The organism is uncultured Draconibacterium sp., from assembly GCF_913063105.1.
GTDB lineage: Bacteria > Bacteroidota > Bacteroidia > Bacteroidales > Prolixibacteraceae > Draconibacterium.
In genome coordinates this window covers 101,180-117,975 of sequence record NZ_CAJXYQ010000003.1, presented here as the reverse complement: position 1 = coordinate 117,975, position 16,796 = coordinate 101,180, and the positions used below count along the sequence as shown (strand labels likewise).

Sequence of the window (16,796 nt, the reverse complement as noted above, 5' to 3'; positions counted from 1 at the left end):
TGTTTTGGTATTTTCTGGTTAAAAAGTTACTGTTTTTCGGTAGTGGTATTTTCTCCGGCTGCGAAGTTGATGTATTGTTCGGGAACACCTGCTGTTTGCAGAAAGTGCGCCAGGGCGACGTCGTAATTGTACAAAACACTCAGGCGCTTTGTTCTTACCTGTAATACCTTTGTATTGGCTTCAACCACATTTGTTGAGGTGGCAAAGCCTTCGTTAAACGCTTTTTGGGTACTATTGCGGTATTCGTTGGCCAGTTCAAGGGTAGTTTCCAACTCGGTTTTTTGCTCTATTTGCATTTGCAGCTCGTGGTATAATTTTACCAGGTAGGCCTCTAAATCGTTTCCGGCTTTTTGTTCGGCAAATTCTACCTGTTTGTGCAATGTTTCGCTCGCTTTTAGGTTATTTTTTCGGCTCATTCCTTCAAAAAGTGTCCATCTCATCCCAATTCCAAGTTGCCAGTCGGGCATGTATGGCGAAAAATCTTTATCTGCCAGGTTGTAATTTCCCATGGCAGCGACGGTTGGCAGGTATTCGTTCTTTTCCACTTTGTGTTTAATCTCCACCAGCTCCTTTTTTCCTTGAATTTGCTTTAGTTGTGGATTCAGATTTTTTGCCTTGGTAATCCAAGTTGATAAACCGTTTAGTTCAGTATTAATAAATAAATTATTTGCAGGAACAATCTGAGTTAGCGAATCGGTAGCAAGGGTAGCTTTTAAACCGGTACGCAAAATTTCAACATTTCGCCGGGCCTCTTTAACTTCGCGCTCTGCCTCGCTTTTTGCCACCTTAGCATGCAACAATTCAACTTTGGCAATCATGCCATTATCGAAAAGTTTTTGTGCATCATTAAAATGGGTTGCCATACTTTTTTGCATTTCTTCGCGCAATTCAACTACTTGTATTCCCAGGGCAAGGCCATAATAGCGCGTTACCAACTCGGTAAGTAAAAGCCCTTCGGTATGCCGTAGTTCTTCTTCGCAAATGCTTAGGTTAACTTCGGCTGCCTGGTTGGCACCATTAATTTTGCTACCGGCATAAATTGGCATGGCAAAGCTTGCTGTTAATAAAGCAAAATTCTTTTCCTGAATTATTTCGTTCCAATCGTGGGCTTCAATAGCCTCGCCGGCCTCAAGCAATTGCTGGCGCACAATAGCGGTACTCATGTCGTCGCCGAGAACCGGTAAAAGAGCACTGGTTGAAGGATCGGGATTAGCCACACCGCTAAATACGCCATAGCTACCAAGAGTTTGGTAGAGCGGCGTAATTGCCTCGCTTACAGGGGTTAAATCAAGATGCAAAGGGTCGAACATTGCCATTGCTGTGGCATTTAGTGAAACCCTTGGCAGCCGTAAACCTTTTTTTGATTTTATTTCGTATTCTTTTTGCCTGATTTCTTCTTTCTGGCGCAGCAAGGCCGGATTCTGCTCAAGCATTATTTGCATGGCCTGGCTAAAGGAAAGTAGCTGACCGCCAGGTTGGGCAAAAGCCGATAAGCCCATTGCAAAAAACACCATTAGGCTTAACATTAATTTTTTTGGGTGAGTTGATTTCATTTTCTCGTTGTTCTTTTTTACAGGAAGTTCAAGTCTTATTATTTCAAAAATTTGAAAATCAATTTTAACAGATGCAATACATCTTGTTCTGAAATTATTTCCTGGTTGCTGTATTTGTATTTTTGGTTGATAAACTGAATGGTGGTAATAATTAACACCAAGTACAAATCCTCAACGTTTAGTGTTTTATCCAATTCGCCCTTTTCGCGGCCCATTTTTATTAATCGCTCAATCAGCTTCAATGTATTTTTGTGAATTTGTTCCTCAATGATAAAATTGTAATCATTGGTAAGCACATACAAGAATTTCACCTTTATGGGCTCGTGGTTGGCAACATTTACAAAGTGCCGAACCAATTCCTCAATGGTTTTCAGAAATGGTAGTTCCTGGCCAATTAATTTTTCAAACATTCCAAATACCTCGGCATAAACCTCTTGCAAAATGGCATTTACCATCTCGTATTTTCCCTTGTAATGCATATAAAAATACCCCGAAGCCACCTGGGCATCTTTGGCGATTAACGCGGCAGAGGCTCCTCCAAAACCACGATCTACCACCAGTTTCATGGTAGACTGTTTTAGGCGTTCAATTTTAGTTTGATCTGTTATTCGTGCCATTCTTATTCACCTGTATTAATAAATGAACATTCATTCATTTATGCAAATGTAATGGCTTTTTGCCAATGCTTAGTAGATTTTTTTTATTAAATCCCCAAAATTTTAATGTGAAATAACATTGAGGGCTTGTCCCCCCCAAAAAAAAACCGGATTCGAAAGAACCCGGTTTTAATGCAAAGCCATTTACAGCTTAAGCAAATACTTTTGATTTAATATTATCAATACTTGTTTTTACACCTTCAAAGGGCAATCCGTTGCCCTGGTTATCGTCTTCAACAAAAAGGTATTTCATTCCTGCTGTTTCGCGGGCTTCGTAAATGCGTTTAAAGTCGATATAACCTGCTCCAACCGACGTAATGTCGTCTTTTACCACATCAAAATATGGTTCTGTTTTTTTCGATCCATCTTTAAAATGGAATAATTGGAAGCGTCCGGGATATTTGTTAAACATTTCAACAGGGTCTTGTCCGGCTTTAGTGGCCCAATACATATCCAGCTCCATGGTTATCAGGTCAGCATCCATTTCTTTCAGGAATATATCGTAGTACGGAACCAATCCGTCAACTGGGAGAAACTCGAAATTATGGTTGTGATAGCCAAACTGGATACCAACGGCTTTCATTATTTCTCCAACTTTATTCCAGTCGGCAATCATTTTCTTGTAGCTTTCCACGTTTCTGTCGGGTTCATTTACCCATGGCTGCACACAATATTCAACGCCAACAGCAGCATGGTCGTCGGCCATTTTTTTGGCATTTTCCATGGTTATTCCTTCAGCTTCAACCATGGTATGGCTACTTATTATTTTCATGCCCAGGTCTTCCACCGCTTTTTTAAACTCGGCTGGTGCCATTCCATAAAATTTGCCATTGGTATAACCTGCCATTTCAACAAATTTATAACCCATATCGGCAATCTTTTTCAACGACCCCATGGTGTCGGCTGCCATTGCATCGCGAATGGAATACAGTTGAAGTCCAACTCCCATAGCGGCACTTTTGCTTACTGCCTGATCGGCTGCTTTTTTGTTAGATGGTTGGCACGCATATGTTCCCAGGGCAATTACACCTGCTGCTCCGGCGGTAGTAATTTTCAGAAATTCTCTTCGATCTCTCATGATTATTTTTTTAGTTAGTTTATTACGTAATTCTGATTGCAAAAAAACTATTTTTTTTTGAATGATTTTAAAAATAGAAAGATTTTGTAAGAATTACAAAAAGCAAGTCCATCGTGCATGACTTCCCTTAAACTCGAACTAATTGAAATCCGTTAAAAAGGAAATCCTATGCTAAAATGAAAACGCGATTCATCATCCTGGTTATTTCCAGAAACCATTAATTGCATTGGCCCCAGTAAAGATTCGTATTTAAATCCGAAGCTGTAGCCGAAGATGCTGTTTTCAAAAGGATTAGAAGCAATTTGCTCAACCAAATCTTCGTAAGTATTTGCTGTTGCCGCTACATTTGCAATGGCTGTAAAATGCACTCCTGTGGCAAATTCCCAGTCAATTGCCGATTTTAAAAATGCAAAATTATAGGCATACACTTCAGCAAAGTTGAAACCGGCAAAATCAACAAATTGCAATTTGTTTCTGCCAAACTGCGATCCTCCAAGCATAAAAATTCCGTTTGATGCGGATTCTTCGGTACTCAAGCCTCCACTTACGCCAAAGTTATAGGTAAACTTCTTTGCAAAGGTTTTGTACCAGTTATGTTCGAGCACCAGCGTTGCATAAGGCTCGTTTATTGCTTTTACAAAATAATCACGTTCATCAAAATGTTTAAGTTTCATGTGGCTGTTGGCCGATAAAACATGCTGAAACCTGATATTAAATTTGATGCCTCGTTTGGGGAAATAGAGGTCATCGGTTGTGTTTGCTTTATAGTACAACTGGTAGCCCCAGTCGTGCGCTTTCAGGTATTCAAAATCAGCTTCAGGATATATCGATTGTAAATCGGCCCGGGGCGTAAGCCGGTTATATTTATAAAAAGCATTGCCGCCAATTTGGTTATTCAATCCAAACAAATACTCTAAGCCATACCCCCCTTCAAAATACCCGCGTTTATAATTCCCAAGTCGTTTCCCCAAATCGTAAAAAGGAAGTTTATAGGAATAGCTGCTCGCGAAAAAATAATCGGATAAACGTTGCTTTTTGCCTACAAATTTGTTCAGCATAATTTCCATTCCCGGATTTTCGGCAATATTAAAAGATAACAACATGCGTGTTGCAGGTGCTATCATGTTTCGCAAAGTGAAATTTGTTACAATTCCAACCCCCAAATCGTCGTCGTAATTTGGAGCAAGTTTAAACATGGCCCTTGGGTTTTCTTTTACCTGAAATACCAGAATATAGCCATCATTTTCAGGATCTTCTTTAAGCGAATAGGTAAGTTTTCCGAAATGCCGCGACCCGTACATAAAATCAATAGCCTCATCAATGGTTTTGTAACTTACCGAATCTCCCTTTTCAAGCCCCGATTTCGACAAAACATAACTTTTGCTTAGGTATTGTAATCCATCAACTTCAAAATCGGTAATTTTAATTTTACGAGGCTGATCGATTTTTTCAAGTGGCTGAAACGTACGATTATATTTGGTGGCCAGTTTTTTTATCTCGGTAAATTTTTCGCGGGCAGCCTCTTCGCCCAGTTGCTGAATTATTGCTCCGTTTGAGAAGTCACCTGCAGAGTATTTACCCAGGTCGGGAACAATTAAAACATCGCATTTCGGGAACTGCTCTTTGGCATCAACAATACCGGCTAAGGCTATTGAGCGCTGCAGAATATCAGTCATCGAGGTCATTTCATCAGCGGTAACATCTTCCTGAAAACCAACATAAACTCCAATAATAATATCGGCCCCCATATCAATGGCTTCCTGAACCGGGAAATTACGTGTGACACCGCCGTCAACCAAAAGCAACGAATCCATTTTCATGGGCGAAAATACGGTTGGAATGGACATGCTTGCACGAATCGACTGTACCAAATCTCCGGAGCTGTGTTCAATTGTCTCTCCCGAAATCATATCAACCGACATGCAATGAAATGGAATGGGCAGTTGGTTAAAATTGGTTTGTGAAGTAAGCGGCCACAGCAACTCTGAAAAATAAGCCTCAAGGTGTTGTCCCTCGATTAGTCCGGCCGGGAGGTTAATTTTATTATCCCTTACCGGAATTTCAAACAGGTATTTTTTTGTTTCCTGTTTCTCATCCATTGCCACACTTAACAGTTTTACTTTGTCGGTAAGCAGCTGGTCCCAATTTGCGTTTTTATTAATTTCCGTCAGCTCATCAGAAGTGTACCCGGCGGCATAAAGCGCCCCAACAATGCTTCCCATGCTTGTTCCGGTAATAATATCCGGTCTTATCCCGGCTTCTTCCAATACTTTTAACACACCAATGTGGGCCAGGCCTTTGGCTCCTCCTCCGCTTAAAACAAGGGCAATTTTAGGTGTTTCCCGAGTATCTTTTTCCTGCGCCTTAACAGGGGGCAAATTCAAAAATAAAAATAAGATGACAAGAAATGGACAGGTTTTAAGTGTAGTCTTTTTCATTTCGTTTGGTTCAATCTTGTGTTTAAACTCAAGTCATAAAAAAACTGTTAAATCCTATCTTTAAGGGGTAGATTTGATTAACGTTCTTTTAATCGTATGAATTTAAAAAATTAACCAATTCGCGCACTTCTTTTTGCGATGAAAACGGATAACCACCGTTAACTTTTAACGAATAAATGTTGTGGTACAGAATACTTTCTTTTTGAGGAGTTGCATCTTCAATCATTGCGATTGCTTCTTCGTATAACTGATCTCTTTGTTTCATTCTTTATTGAAAATGTGGTCAAATATATGATAAACTATTAACAGTTCCTTTATTTTTACTTACTTCCCTACCCACTCTTTAAATTCAGTGGCTTTTAAGCGGCTAATAATTATGGGCTCATCAAAAGGATGAATAAGGCGCAGTATTAACTTTCCTCCAAAATGATTTTCGAATTTCCGGATAGAGTTGATATGAACGATTGTACTCCGGTTGGTTCGAAAAAATTCCTCGGGATTTAATTGTTCTTCCAGTTTCTCAATGGTTAAATCAACAACATGCTCTTTACCCTGGTAGGTAACAGCAGTGGTTACCCGGTTCTCGGTGTAAAACCATGCAATATCTTTAACATCGAGTTTAAAATACGAGGTAACACCCGAAATAAGAAAGCGGTTGCGGTATTTTTTTTCGCCTGCCGTAATGGCTTCCAAAAGTTCTTTGTAATCGGGTTTTGATTCAGCTGACGAGTTAGTAGTTTGAAAAATGTGTTCGAATTTTTCGATGGCCGTACGGAGTTTTTCCTCTTTTATTGGTTTCAGCAAATAATCGATACTGTTTACCTGAAAGGCACGTAAAGCATACTCGTCATAGGCCGTGGTAAAAATTACCATACTTGTTACCTCAACCTGGTCGAATATTGAAAAGCTGATACCATCAGTTAGTTGAATATCCATAAAAATTACATCGGGTGGCGGATTTTGTTCTAACCAGGCTACCGTGCTTTTAACACTTTCAAACCATTCATCAATTTGCCATTCCGGTCTGATTTTTTCAATCATCCCCTTTAACAATCGATAGTTATGCAGCTCGTCTTCAACAATTATAACTCTCACAACTTTACATTTAATGTTAACTTTTAATCCTAAGCCAAAACCTGTTTAACTTGCAATATCACTGATTTTATTGTAACCGTTTGTAACACATGTCGCATTTGTACAATTTTGCTGCTTCGCAATTATAGCAAAGGTACTTTAACTTCAAACCGTTCTTCGTTATACTGAATGACCACCTCGCGCTCGGTTAACAGTGCGTAGCGTTTTACCAGGTTTTTCAGGCCTGTTTTGGTGGAATATGACGATTCGCGCCGGTTAATGCTATTTGAAACGATTAGATAATCATCCTCGATATAAGCCTTTACCCGCAAGGGCGTTTCTTTACTGGTTATATTGTGTTTAATTGCATTTTCCATTAATAGTTGAGCTGTCAAGGGTGCAATTTCTTTATCCCAATAAACTTCCGGGAAATCTTTTTCGACAATCAAACCATCTCCCAGGCGTTCCTTATGCAAACCATAGTAGGCCTTCATAAATTCCATTTCTTCGGTCAGTTTCACCAAACGTTTGTCTTTACTTTGAAGCACATAACGGTACACATCGGTAAAATTTTCGGTAAAATTAAGAGCCGACTCCTGGTCGTATGTTATCAATGATTTTAATACACTCAAATTATTAAATAAGAAATGTGGATTAATTTGGTCTTGCAGCGAGTTATAGTCCATGCGAAGTTTTTCGCGTTTTATTTCTGCCATTTCCTCCTGCGTATCGAGCATTTTTTGTGTAAGCCGCGCAATTGTAAGCGAGTTGGCTACCATTTGAACAAATACCAATCCTGTTAATATACCCATAAATACACCCGATTCTGATTCTCGTTCAAGAATTTGCGGATGTAAGAAACGCATAAGTAACGAATGAGCCGCAACAAGTGTAAGCAAGCCCAGCGAGATTTGCAAGGCTATCCGGAGCTTAATTTTTTTGGGTACCGGTAAAACGCGCTCCAATATATTATCCAAAAGAATTTGAACCTCGGCCGCCACATTAAACCCCATAATCATTACAATATAAATAATTGCAGGCGGGCCGCTATACCCCTCGGGCTCGGGCACTACCACCAACAACAAATGCAAAATACCCACAGCTATTATACCAATTATAACAAAGCGCACCAAAATATTTAGCGGATGATAACTGGGCAAGCGGGTTGCCAGTGTTCGTTTTTTATTGTTATGGTATTTAATACACTTCATTTAACCTGTAGCTGCTCTATGTCTTAAAACCCTTGCGTTTCTTCTGTTTTTTATTGCAATTGCGAAACTGGCTCCCCATCTGGTGCATACAAATTGCCTGTTACCCGTTCCCACTTTGTTTCAAGCACTTTAAACCCGGCCACTGCCTGTATTAATTGCGATTTTGCTGCCGCCCACTGGGCCTGTGCATTTAGCATGTCGGTGGTTGTATTCAGTCCTACCTCAAAACTGGCTTTTGTTTCTGCCATGCTTTCGGCGGCTTCATCAACACTTTTCTTTGCTATTTTAATCGATTCGTATGCTTCTTCCACCTGAACGCGCACTTGCATAACTTCAAGATTAATCAAATCATTTGTATGTACCAAATCGGTTTGTGCCTGTTCAATGCGTAACTGAGCTGCACGTTGCTTCTTTTTACCTTGTCCCCACTGAAAAATTGGGATAGAAACCGATGCTGCCAACATTGGCTGGGGGTCAAAACTTTCATTTAAATCGTTGATGTAAAAGTTGGTGTACTGAGCGCTGACTCCAACAGTTGGCAGGTAGTCGGCACGTGTAATTTTTGCATCCAGTTCCGAGATTTCTTTTTGTTTTTCCAAGATTTTAATTTCACTGCGCTGATTTATTGCCTGCGTTACCCCATCTGCCAAATCAAACAACAGCACATCTGCACCAACATTGTGGCTCACATTAATATCGGTATCTAAAGGCTGTCCTAAAATCTGGTTCAGGTACATTTTTGCAATCTTCAGGCCGTTATTGGCTTTCACCAAATTTAATTCTGCCTCGTTTTTCTGAACACTTACACGCAGTTTTTCGCTGGCCGGCTGTAAACCCACCTCATACATTGCACGCATTTGTTCTTCAAGCTCTTCCAGCATTTTTATATATTCCCGGGCGGTTTTTATATTCTCTTCAACTGTAACAACATTCCAAAAGGCCTGGTCGGTATTTTCAATTATTTCGGAGTATTTAAGATTTAATGCATGCCCGGCTATTGACACTCCCGCATCGGCCTGTTGGTTAGAATATTTAATTCTCCCGCCTGCATAAACAGGCTGTTCAACACTCAGTCCGCCGTATATTAGCGAAAGGTTATCGATTGCGAGAGGAAATCCGGGACTCCAAATATTACTGGTGCCAAAATCACCTGCCAGGGCCGCGGCCTCACTTTCGGCAGTTGGCAAAAACCCTCCTCCCGAGAGATCGACATCAACACCCGGAACATACATTCCCGTAAGGCTACCGCTAATACTTGGCAAATATGCGGTTCGGGCCACCTCCTGATTAACCAGGGCTTCTTTGTTTTGCAATACTGCCTTTTTCAACTCCTTGTTGTATTCAACAGCTTGTTGGCGACATTCCTCAAGGGTCATTACTTTTTGCCCATGGGTTTTGCCAAACACCAAAAGAAAAACAACAAGTGTGCTTGTTATATATTTTATTGATTGATTCATAATTTCTATAATCTGAATTTATCTATTTAACTTCTTTGGGATTTTATAATCCCTTCCCTTTCCCTCCCCAAAACCGGGAGGGAAGATTCTGTCGTTGACAAAATCAGGGAAGGAATCCTTACATCCCCTATTAAATGCCTTGTTTTTCAACTATTGCAGATGCATTTCTCAATTTACTTCCATCAACTTTGTATAGCACGGTGTAAAGAACGGGTACAACAACCAGGGTAATAACTGAGCCAACTGCCAGGCCAAACATAATTACAATGGCGGTTGACTTAAACATTGGATCCCAGATTAAGGGGCTCATTCCTAAAATGGTGGTTAACGATGCCATCATTACAGGACGTAGCCTCGACATGGCAGCATCAATGGTGGATTGCAACCTGCTTTTCCCTGCTTTAAGATTAAAATTCACCTCATCCATCAGTACCACAGCATTTTTAATCATCATACCAATTAACCCGAGCGCACCAATAATTCCGGCAAAAGTAAGGTAGGTGCCAGTGCTAACCAGGCCAATTACAATACCTACAAAAGCATAGGGAAATACCATACCTATAATCAGCGGTTGTTTCAGGTTATTGAACAGACCGATAATAATAATGGCCATTAACCCCAGCGCCAGCGGCAAGAACATAAACAAGCCGGCATTAGCTTCGCCCGATTGTGCTGTAGCTCCTTCCCAGCGCATGTTGTAACCTGCCGGAAGTTCAATAGCTTCTACCTGCGCCTGTATTTTTGCCTGCACCTGCGCGGCAGTATATCCTTTTTGAGCATCGCAACGGGCTTGTATCGAACGCTCGTTGTTCAAGCGGTTTATCAGTTCGTATTCCCAATGCAATTCTAAACTGTCAACAATTTGAGACAAGGGTACACTTGAGGTGCTTTGTTGCCCCCAAACCGGTATGTTCAATATTTCTTCGGTATTAGTTGCCACATTGTTAGATGTTTTCATCACAATTGGGAGCATTTTGTCGCCCTCGTAAACGGCTCCGATTGGCATACCGTTGGTGGCTACCAAAATGGAATTACCCATGTCCGAACGGCTTAAACCAAGCGGCTGCGCACGTTCAACCGAATAGAGTGGAACAATCTTCTTGGTTTGGTTTTTCCAGTTATCGTCAACATTTATGGCAGTTGGTTCGGCATGCATAATAAGTTTTGCCTGGTTGGCAAGGTCTTTTAGTACAGCCGGATCGGGGCCAGTAAATTCCACTTCAACATCAGAGTCGGAGAATGCTGCTCCATACTCTTTTGTACGGAAAAAGGCATCGGGATAGTTTTCGTTCAGGTAGGCTTCCACCTCGGGAATAAGCGACTCGATACGCTGGATTTCTTCCGTTTGAATGATTAAGTCGCCATAGTTTGAACCACCTGTTGCCAACAAACGTAACAACTGGTAACGTGCAGGCGGGCGTCCAACAGCGGCGGTAATCGAATGCACGCCTTCCATCTCTAAAATATCTTCCTGTATTTGAAGCAGGTCAGCCTCTACCGCTTCAATATCGGCTCCCTGAGGCAAATAATATTCTACATAAAACTGGTCGTAATCTATTTTCGACATAAAATCAACCGTTACAAAACGGAAGGACCAGAACGCGATAACCAAAACAGCCAGGGCACCGGCCGAAAAAACATATTTATTACGGATACTCCATGCTAACATGGCTCCAAAACCACGATAGAATTTGGAGTCGTAGTGCTCTGCTTTTTCACCTTTCGGACGCTCTTTACGGTAAAAGAATTTAGCGTTGAAAGGGGTTTGAATCATGGCAAACACCCAACTCAAGAACAACGAAATAATGAGCACCGTAAACAAGGATGAAAGAAATTCGCCTGCCATATTTGGTGACATTCGCAAGGGTAAGAATGCCAAAATTGCAACAACTGTTGCTCCCAACAAAGGCAGGGCCGTTTTTTGGGCCGTATGAACAAAGGCCTTGCTACGATCCATTCCTGATTTTAGATCAACCAAAATACCGTCGGCCACCACAATAGCGTTATCAACCAGCATACCCATTGCCAAAATAATTGCAGCAAGGGTTACCCGGTGCAAGGGCAAACCAATTGCCATCATCACAATCAGAGTTCCTAAAATAGTAAACACCAAACCGCTTGAAATAAGCAAGCCAGAACGTAAACCCATAGAGAACATAAGCACCACAATTACAATAGCAACTGAGATTACAAGATTCCACATAAAGTTTTTTACGGCAGCGTCAACGCGGTCGGGTTGGTAGTATACCTGATTTACTTCAATACCTGCCGGCAGTTCTTTTTCCAGCTGGGCCAGCTTTTGGTCAAGTCTTGCGCCAAGCTTTACCACGTTAATTCCACTTTCGTTTGAAAGCCCAAGAGTCAATCCTTTTTTACTGTTATAGTACAAAGCCTCTTGCATTGGCTCCATATACGAACGTTCAACTGTTGCAATATCGCCCAAGCGAAAGTTACCACCGCCAGGCACCTGTATCAGCAAATTTTCAATATCCTCAACCGACGAAATCTTATCACCAACACCAACCCGTATCGATTCGGTACCAGTTACAATGGAACCAGGATTGATAATTGCTGTTTCGTTTTGCATGGCCAAAGCAATCATCATCGGGTTAATGTTCAGGCCGGCTAATTTTTCGGACGAGAAGACCACATCAATGGTTTCGGTTTTTTTCCCAAACACCTGCGAACGACGAACGCCGTTAACGCTCAACAATTCACGCTCAATAAATTCGGTGTACTTTATCAGGTCTTTGTGCGAGTACCCCTCGGCTGTAATAGCATACAAAATACCATAAACATCTGCAAAGTCGTCGTTTACAATCGGATCGTAAGCGCCTTGTGGCAATTCGCCCTTTACATCATTTACTTTTCGGCGCAGGTGGTCCCAAAGTTGGGGTAACTGCGGCGTTTTTACTACAGGATCAATCTCAATGGTGATAAACGAAACACCGGGACGCGAAACCGAAGTAATTTCATCGATGTTCTCCAGTTTCTGGATTTGTTTTTCCAATACATCGGTAACTTCCAGCTCCACCTCATGGGCTGTTGCCCCGGGATAAACCGTAATTACCATTGCCGATTTAATTGGTATCTCGGCATCCTCCAGCTTCCCAATGTTTGTATAGGCAATAAAACCACCAATCAATACTGCAAACAGTATGGTGGTAATCATTGCCTTTTGGTTCAATAATTTTTCCAGCATTACAACAGCCCTCCAACGTTGGTTACCGATGGTTTTTTAACCAACTTCACTTTTTGTCCCTCATATAAATAATGTACACCGGCTGCTACCACCTGTTCGCCATCTTTTAGGCCCGAGTGAATAAATGCCCGTCCTTGCGATCCACCTTTTGCTATCGTAATTTCTCGTTTTTCAACCTGTTGGCTACCTGGGTTATACACCCAAACAAAATCATTTTCCTTTTCGTGAAACAATGCCGAACCGGGAACCGAAATCTGGTTGTTCAGAGCCATACACATTAAAGTAACTTCGGCGGTCATACCCGGTGCTACTTTCATATCCTCTTTATTTTCGAACAAGAATTTCACTTCGTAAAGTCCATCGTCCATAGCTTTTTCACCAATACTTAGCAGCTTAACTGGCAAGTTCCGAACACCGGCATTGGCAACTGTTAACAAGCTTTCTTTATCGCTTTTCACCCGTTGTAACTGGCTTTCTGAAACCCAAACAACAGCTTCGAGTTTTGAGTTATCAATAACTGAAACAATAGGCTGGCCGGGAGCAACCGTTTGATGATTTTCGGTAAATTTTTCAAAAATATAACCCGAAAAAGGAGCTTTTAACTCGGTATCGTATAACTGATTTTGAGCATTTTCGAAGGCGGTTTTTGCCATCAGATACCCCGATTTTACCTTTTCGAATGTGTTTTCCGGGATTTTTTTTTGCTCGATTAATTGTTTGTAACGATTGTACTCGCTTTCAAGCTGCTCGAACTGTGCTTTTGTGGTTTGCACCTGCAACTCGTAATCGCGTTTATCAATTTGTGCAATTACCTGCCCCGCGCGTACATAATCACCTTGTTTTACATTCAGTTTCAATAGCGGGCCACCCACACGAAACGACAAAGAGGTAAGACTTTTTTCTTTAATCTTACCATTCAGTGTCAGTTTGCTTTGCGTGGTGCTGCCATTAATGGTTTCCACCTTCACATATTTAACTGTTTTGGCTTGAGGCTCGTCGCCAGTTGTTGTTTTGCAACCTGTAAATGCAAAAGCAATGGCAATCATTCCAATAAAAAAGTTTCTGAGTTTCATTTTTATGACTGTTTTTTTAATTGTTTCTTTTTTGTACAACAAAAGTATATACCTGAATAACAGGCGCTTGTTAATACTTCTTGAAATGGTTAAACTGCTTCTTGAAATGCATTTTTAAGCGATTTCATTTCAATACTTCCCACCCGGTCTTTTAATATTTTCATTCGGCGGTTAAGTTCAATTTGTACACTTGTAATGGTGGATTGAGTATAGTTTTGTGTTTTCTGAATATTATTCTGTAAACGCTTGGTCATCAGGTCAATGTTCGACAGTAAGGCATGGGCCACCTCAAAAGTTTCGTTTTGCACTGTGGCAGAAGTATTTAACTGCGGGGTTTCAAGCGCTTCAGTTGGGATTTGCAAACCATGAAGAGCCGCAAAATGAATGCGTTTACCCAACGTTTGGTAGTGCAGCAAAATGTAGGTGTCAACACCATAACGAATTTCGCTTATATCTTTAAGTATTGGCAGCACATCTTTTTTAAGCAGCGCTTTTTGCCCCAAAAGTGTTTTGTAGGGGTTTAAGCTAAAATCTACGGTAAGACCTGAAGGCGAACCGACAACAAGTTCGGCCTTACCCGAGACCAACGGAGTTAGCATTGCTGAAAAATGATCTTTACGAACCTCGGTGACATTTGCATCAAAAAACAGGATAATTTCATTGGTGGCATATTCAACTCCATAGGCCATTGCATAATTTTTCCCATGGTTTTCAGTCAATTTGAGGTAAGCAAAATCGTAATGAAACGACAGGGTTTCCAATACCACTTCGGTATCATCCGTTGAACCATCGTCAACTACAATTATTTCAGCTTCGGGGTTGTGTTTACAACAGGCAGCTACCACATTAAAAATGGTATCCTGCTCGTTGTAGGCACACACAATAATACTTGTTTTCATGTTGCTAGCATTGTTTATTTTCGAGGCATTGCTTCAAAACTGCACTTCATTTTTCTGATTTTCAGCTATGATTTTCAGCATGATGCTTCAATTACCGCAAGGCTCTCGGTTTGTTTTCAGGACTAAAATAAAACGGCGGCGAGGTAGTTTAGCGACAAACTTTCGTGAAATGATAAAAACAATGCGTGAGGTGAAAACCAGTAAAATTTAATACTTTATGAGTTACATTTCCGGCTCTTGATTCATAAAAAAAGCGTATTTTCATTTCTCTTAATTTTCTTATTATGAAATTCAACCCGGAAGTTTTACAGCAGATTAATGTACGGCTGAGCGAAATAATTGATAAAGCCAAAATGCTTGAAAACAATTACTCTGAACATATATTGCGGGTGCTGCCTGTTTACCGAAGAAGTGCACTTAACCTGGTGCACTATCTGGCATTTCGCACCTTTAACATCGATGAACTGCAACAACAGCTTCGCGAGTTAGGATTACCCAGTCTTTCCAGCATTGAAGCCCATGTAATGGATAGCCTGCTTTCCATAAAAACCATAATAAACCATTTGCAAAATAACCCTACAACTGAGGATATACCCGGCGTTGTGCGTATTCACGAAAGCCGAAAACTACTTAAAAGGAATACCAAATTATTGTTTGGCTATAAATCGAAAAAACGATTGACCCGCATTATGGTTACCTTGCCCGGTGAGGCTGCCGACAATTACAATTTTGTGCAAAATTTAATGGAACTGGGGATGAATAGTGCCCGTATTAATTGCGCGCACGATGGCCCTGAAGAGTGGAGTAGAATGATTGCCAACGTAAAACAGGCAAAAAAGACCCTGAAAAAAAATTGTAAAGTAATGATGGATTTGGGTGGTCCTAAATTACGCACCGGAGAAATTAAACCCGGGCCTCAGGTACTTCGGATAAAACCCGCGCGCAATGTGTTGGGGCAGGTAATTAAACCGGCACGCGTATGGCTGGCACCACAAGGCTCAGAGCGTCCAGCAACTGCTCCTGATGCGGTAATTCCGGTTGATACGCAATGGCTGGCCAATGTAAAACGCCATTCTGCAATTTTTTTTACCGATAGCAGAAGCAAAAAATGCAAAATTACCATGGAAGGACGCGAGGGAGAAGGGCGTTGGGGAGTTTGTTACGACTCGGCCTACCTTACTTCGGGTACCGAACTGATTTTAAGGCGTACCAAAAAATCGGGTAAGGAAATTGTTAAAACAGGCGAATTACTTCCACTCGAACAGTATATTACCCTGCATGTTGACGATACGCTTCTGCTAACAAAGCATCCTGTTGCCGGAGAAAATGCCGTGATTGCCGATGATGGAAGCCTTGTTGAACCGGCACATATTTCGTGCACCTTGCCCGCTATTTTTAAGGATGTTAAAAGGGGCGAACCTATTTATTTTGATGATGGAAAAATTGAGGCAACGATTGAAGAGGTTTTTCCTGAAGCACTAAAAATTAAGATTACTTATGCCCGCGACAATGGCGGCAAACTAAAAGCCGACAAAGGAATAAACCTCCCCAATTCTGATTTAAAAATTAGCGGACTAACAGAAAAAGACAAGCAAGACCTGGCCTTTGTTGCGGAGCATGCCGATGTGGTTAATTTTTCGTTTGTAAACTCGGAAAACGATGTGCAGGAATTGATTGACGAGCTGCGCGAATTGGATGCACGGATAGGAATAATTTTTAAAATTGAAACTCAAAAAGGATTTAAAAACCTGCCACTAATTTTGCTTAAAGGTATGGAAACCTACCCGATTGGCGTAATGATTGCTCGTGGCGATCTTGCTATAGAAACCGGCTGGAACAATTTTGCATCCATCCAGGAAGAAATTTTACGAATATGCGAAGCTGCCCATATTCCGGATGTGTGGGCAACACAGGTATTGGAAAACCTGGCAAAAAAAGGGGTGCCATCGCGCGCCGAAATTACCGATGCTGCAGCAGCAAACCGTGCCGAATGTGTAATGCTGAACAAAGGGTTGTATATTGCAAAAGCAGTAAAAATGCTGGATAAGATTTTGCGTAGGATGCAACGTTTTCAGAAAAAGAAAGACACCCTTTTGCCGCGTTTGGAGAATGCTGAAAACCTTCAGCTTTCGCATAAAGAGTTTGATGTTTAATG

At 41.2% G+C, this 16,796-nt stretch carries 12 protein-coding genes; 1 reads left to right on the top strand and 11 read right to left on the bottom strand.

The genetic code is table 11. The features are described from left to right. Window positions 1–26 precede the first annotated feature (26 nt). The 11 genes from QZ574_RS03770 to QZ574_RS03720 form a co-directional block, all read right to left on the bottom strand. Window positions 27–1,553, bottom strand: a complete 1,527-nt coding sequence (locus QZ574_RS03770; RefSeq protein WP_297086929.1) for a TolC family protein — start codon at window positions 1,551–1,553, stop codon at window positions 27–29. A gap of 38 nt (window positions 1,554–1,591) precedes the next feature. Beyond that, complete coding sequence (locus QZ574_RS03765) at window positions 1,592–2,170, bottom strand: TetR/AcrR family transcriptional regulator (protein ID WP_297086927.1); 579 nt, start codon at window positions 2,168–2,170, stop codon at window positions 1,592–1,594. Window positions 2,171–2,360: 190 nt separating this feature from the next. Then, window positions 2,361–3,287, bottom strand: a complete 927-nt coding sequence (locus tag QZ574_RS03760) for a sugar phosphate isomerase/epimerase (RefSeq protein WP_297086925.1) — start codon at window positions 3,285–3,287, stop codon at window positions 2,361–2,363. 152 nt (window positions 3,288–3,439) lie between these two features. Then, on the bottom strand, window positions 3,440–5,725 hold the full coding sequence (locus QZ574_RS03755) for a patatin-like phospholipase family protein (RefSeq protein WP_297086923.1): 2,286 nt from the start codon (window positions 5,723–5,725) through the stop codon (window positions 3,440–3,442). An 88-nt stretch (window positions 5,726–5,813) separates the two neighbouring features. Then, a complete protein-coding gene (locus QZ574_RS03750; protein WP_297086921.1) occupies window positions 5,814–5,990 on the bottom strand; it encodes a hypothetical protein in 177 nt (58 codons plus the stop codon). 59 nt (window positions 5,991–6,049) lie between these two features. After that, a complete protein-coding gene (locus QZ574_RS03745) occupies window positions 6,050–6,820 on the bottom strand; it encodes a LytTR family DNA-binding domain-containing protein (RefSeq protein ID WP_297086919.1) in 771 nt (256 codons plus the stop codon). Window positions 6,821–6,942: 122 nt separating this feature from the next. Next, complete coding sequence (locus QZ574_RS03740) at window positions 6,943–8,010, bottom strand: histidine kinase (RefSeq protein ID WP_297086917.1); 1,068 nt, start codon at window positions 8,008–8,010, stop codon at window positions 6,943–6,945. A gap of 50 nt (window positions 8,011–8,060) precedes the next feature. Further along, window positions 8,061–9,467 (bottom strand): TolC family protein, encoded by a 1,407-nt coding sequence (locus tag QZ574_RS03735; RefSeq protein ID WP_297086915.1) that lies wholly within the window; start codon window positions 9,465–9,467, stop codon window positions 8,061–8,063. 130 nt (window positions 9,468–9,597) lie between these two features. Beyond that, window positions 9,598–12,669, bottom strand: a complete 3,072-nt coding sequence (locus QZ574_RS03730; RefSeq protein ID WP_297086913.1) for an efflux RND transporter permease subunit — start codon at window positions 12,667–12,669, stop codon at window positions 9,598–9,600. Then, window positions 12,669–13,742: an efflux RND transporter periplasmic adaptor subunit gene (locus tag QZ574_RS03725; RefSeq protein ID WP_297086911.1), complete on the bottom strand. Its 1,074-nt coding sequence runs from the start codon at window positions 13,740–13,742 to the stop codon at window positions 12,669–12,671. The genes QZ574_RS03730 and QZ574_RS03725 overlap by 1 nt, the downstream gene beginning before the upstream one ends. 89 nt (window positions 13,743–13,831) lie before the next feature. Further along, window positions 13,832–14,641, bottom strand: coding sequence for a glycosyltransferase family 2 protein (locus tag QZ574_RS03720; protein WP_297086909.1), 810 nt, complete (start codon window positions 14,639–14,641; stop codon window positions 13,832–13,834). A gap of 284 nt (window positions 14,642–14,925) precedes the next feature. Between QZ574_RS03720 and QZ574_RS03715 the strand changes: the two genes are divergently transcribed. Beyond that, window positions 14,926–16,794 carry a pyruvate kinase gene (locus tag QZ574_RS03715; protein ID WP_297086907.1) on the top strand — a complete coding sequence of 623 codons (1,869 nt, stop codon included), beginning with the start codon at window positions 14,926–14,928 and terminating at the stop codon, window positions 16,792–16,794. The last annotated feature ends 2 nt before the right edge of the window (window positions 16,795–16,796 follow it).

Coding starts and splice junctions, on each gene's coding strand:
- QZ574_RS03740 (WP_297086917.1), bottom strand. CDS start 8,010: ATGAAGTGTATTAAATACCATAACAATAAAAAACGAACACTGGCAACC.
- QZ574_RS03725 (WP_297086911.1), bottom strand. CDS start 13,742: ATGAAACTCAGAAACTTTTTTATTGGAATGATTGCCATTGCTTTTGCA.
- QZ574_RS03735 (WP_297086915.1), bottom strand. CDS start 9,467: ATGAATCAATCAATAAAATATATAACAAGCACACTTGTTGTTTTTCTT.
- QZ574_RS03770 (WP_297086929.1), bottom strand. CDS start 1,553: ATGAAATCAACTCACCCAAAAAAATTAATGTTAAGCCTAATGGTGTTT.
- QZ574_RS03730 (WP_297086913.1), bottom strand. CDS start 12,669: ATGCTGGAAAAATTATTGAACCAAAAGGCAATGATTACCACCATACTG.
- QZ574_RS03755 (WP_297086923.1), bottom strand. CDS start 5,725: ATGAAAAAGACTACACTTAAAACCTGTCCATTTCTTGTCATCTTATTT.
- QZ574_RS03715 (WP_297086907.1), top strand. CDS start 14,926: ATGAAATTCAACCCGGAAGTTTTACAGCAGATTAATGTACGGCTGAGC.
- QZ574_RS03750 (WP_297086921.1), bottom strand. CDS start 5,990: ATGAAACAAAGAGATCAGTTATACGAAGAAGCAATCGCAATGATTGAA.
- QZ574_RS03720 (WP_297086909.1), bottom strand. CDS start 14,641: ATGAAAACAAGTATTATTGTGTGTGCCTACAACGAGCAGGATACCATT.
- QZ574_RS03765 (WP_297086927.1), bottom strand. CDS start 2,170: ATGGCACGAATAACAGATCAAACTAAAATTGAACGCCTAAAACAGTCT.
- QZ574_RS03760 (WP_297086925.1), bottom strand. CDS start 3,287: ATGAGAGATCGAAGAGAATTTCTGAAAATTACTACCGCCGGAGCAGCA.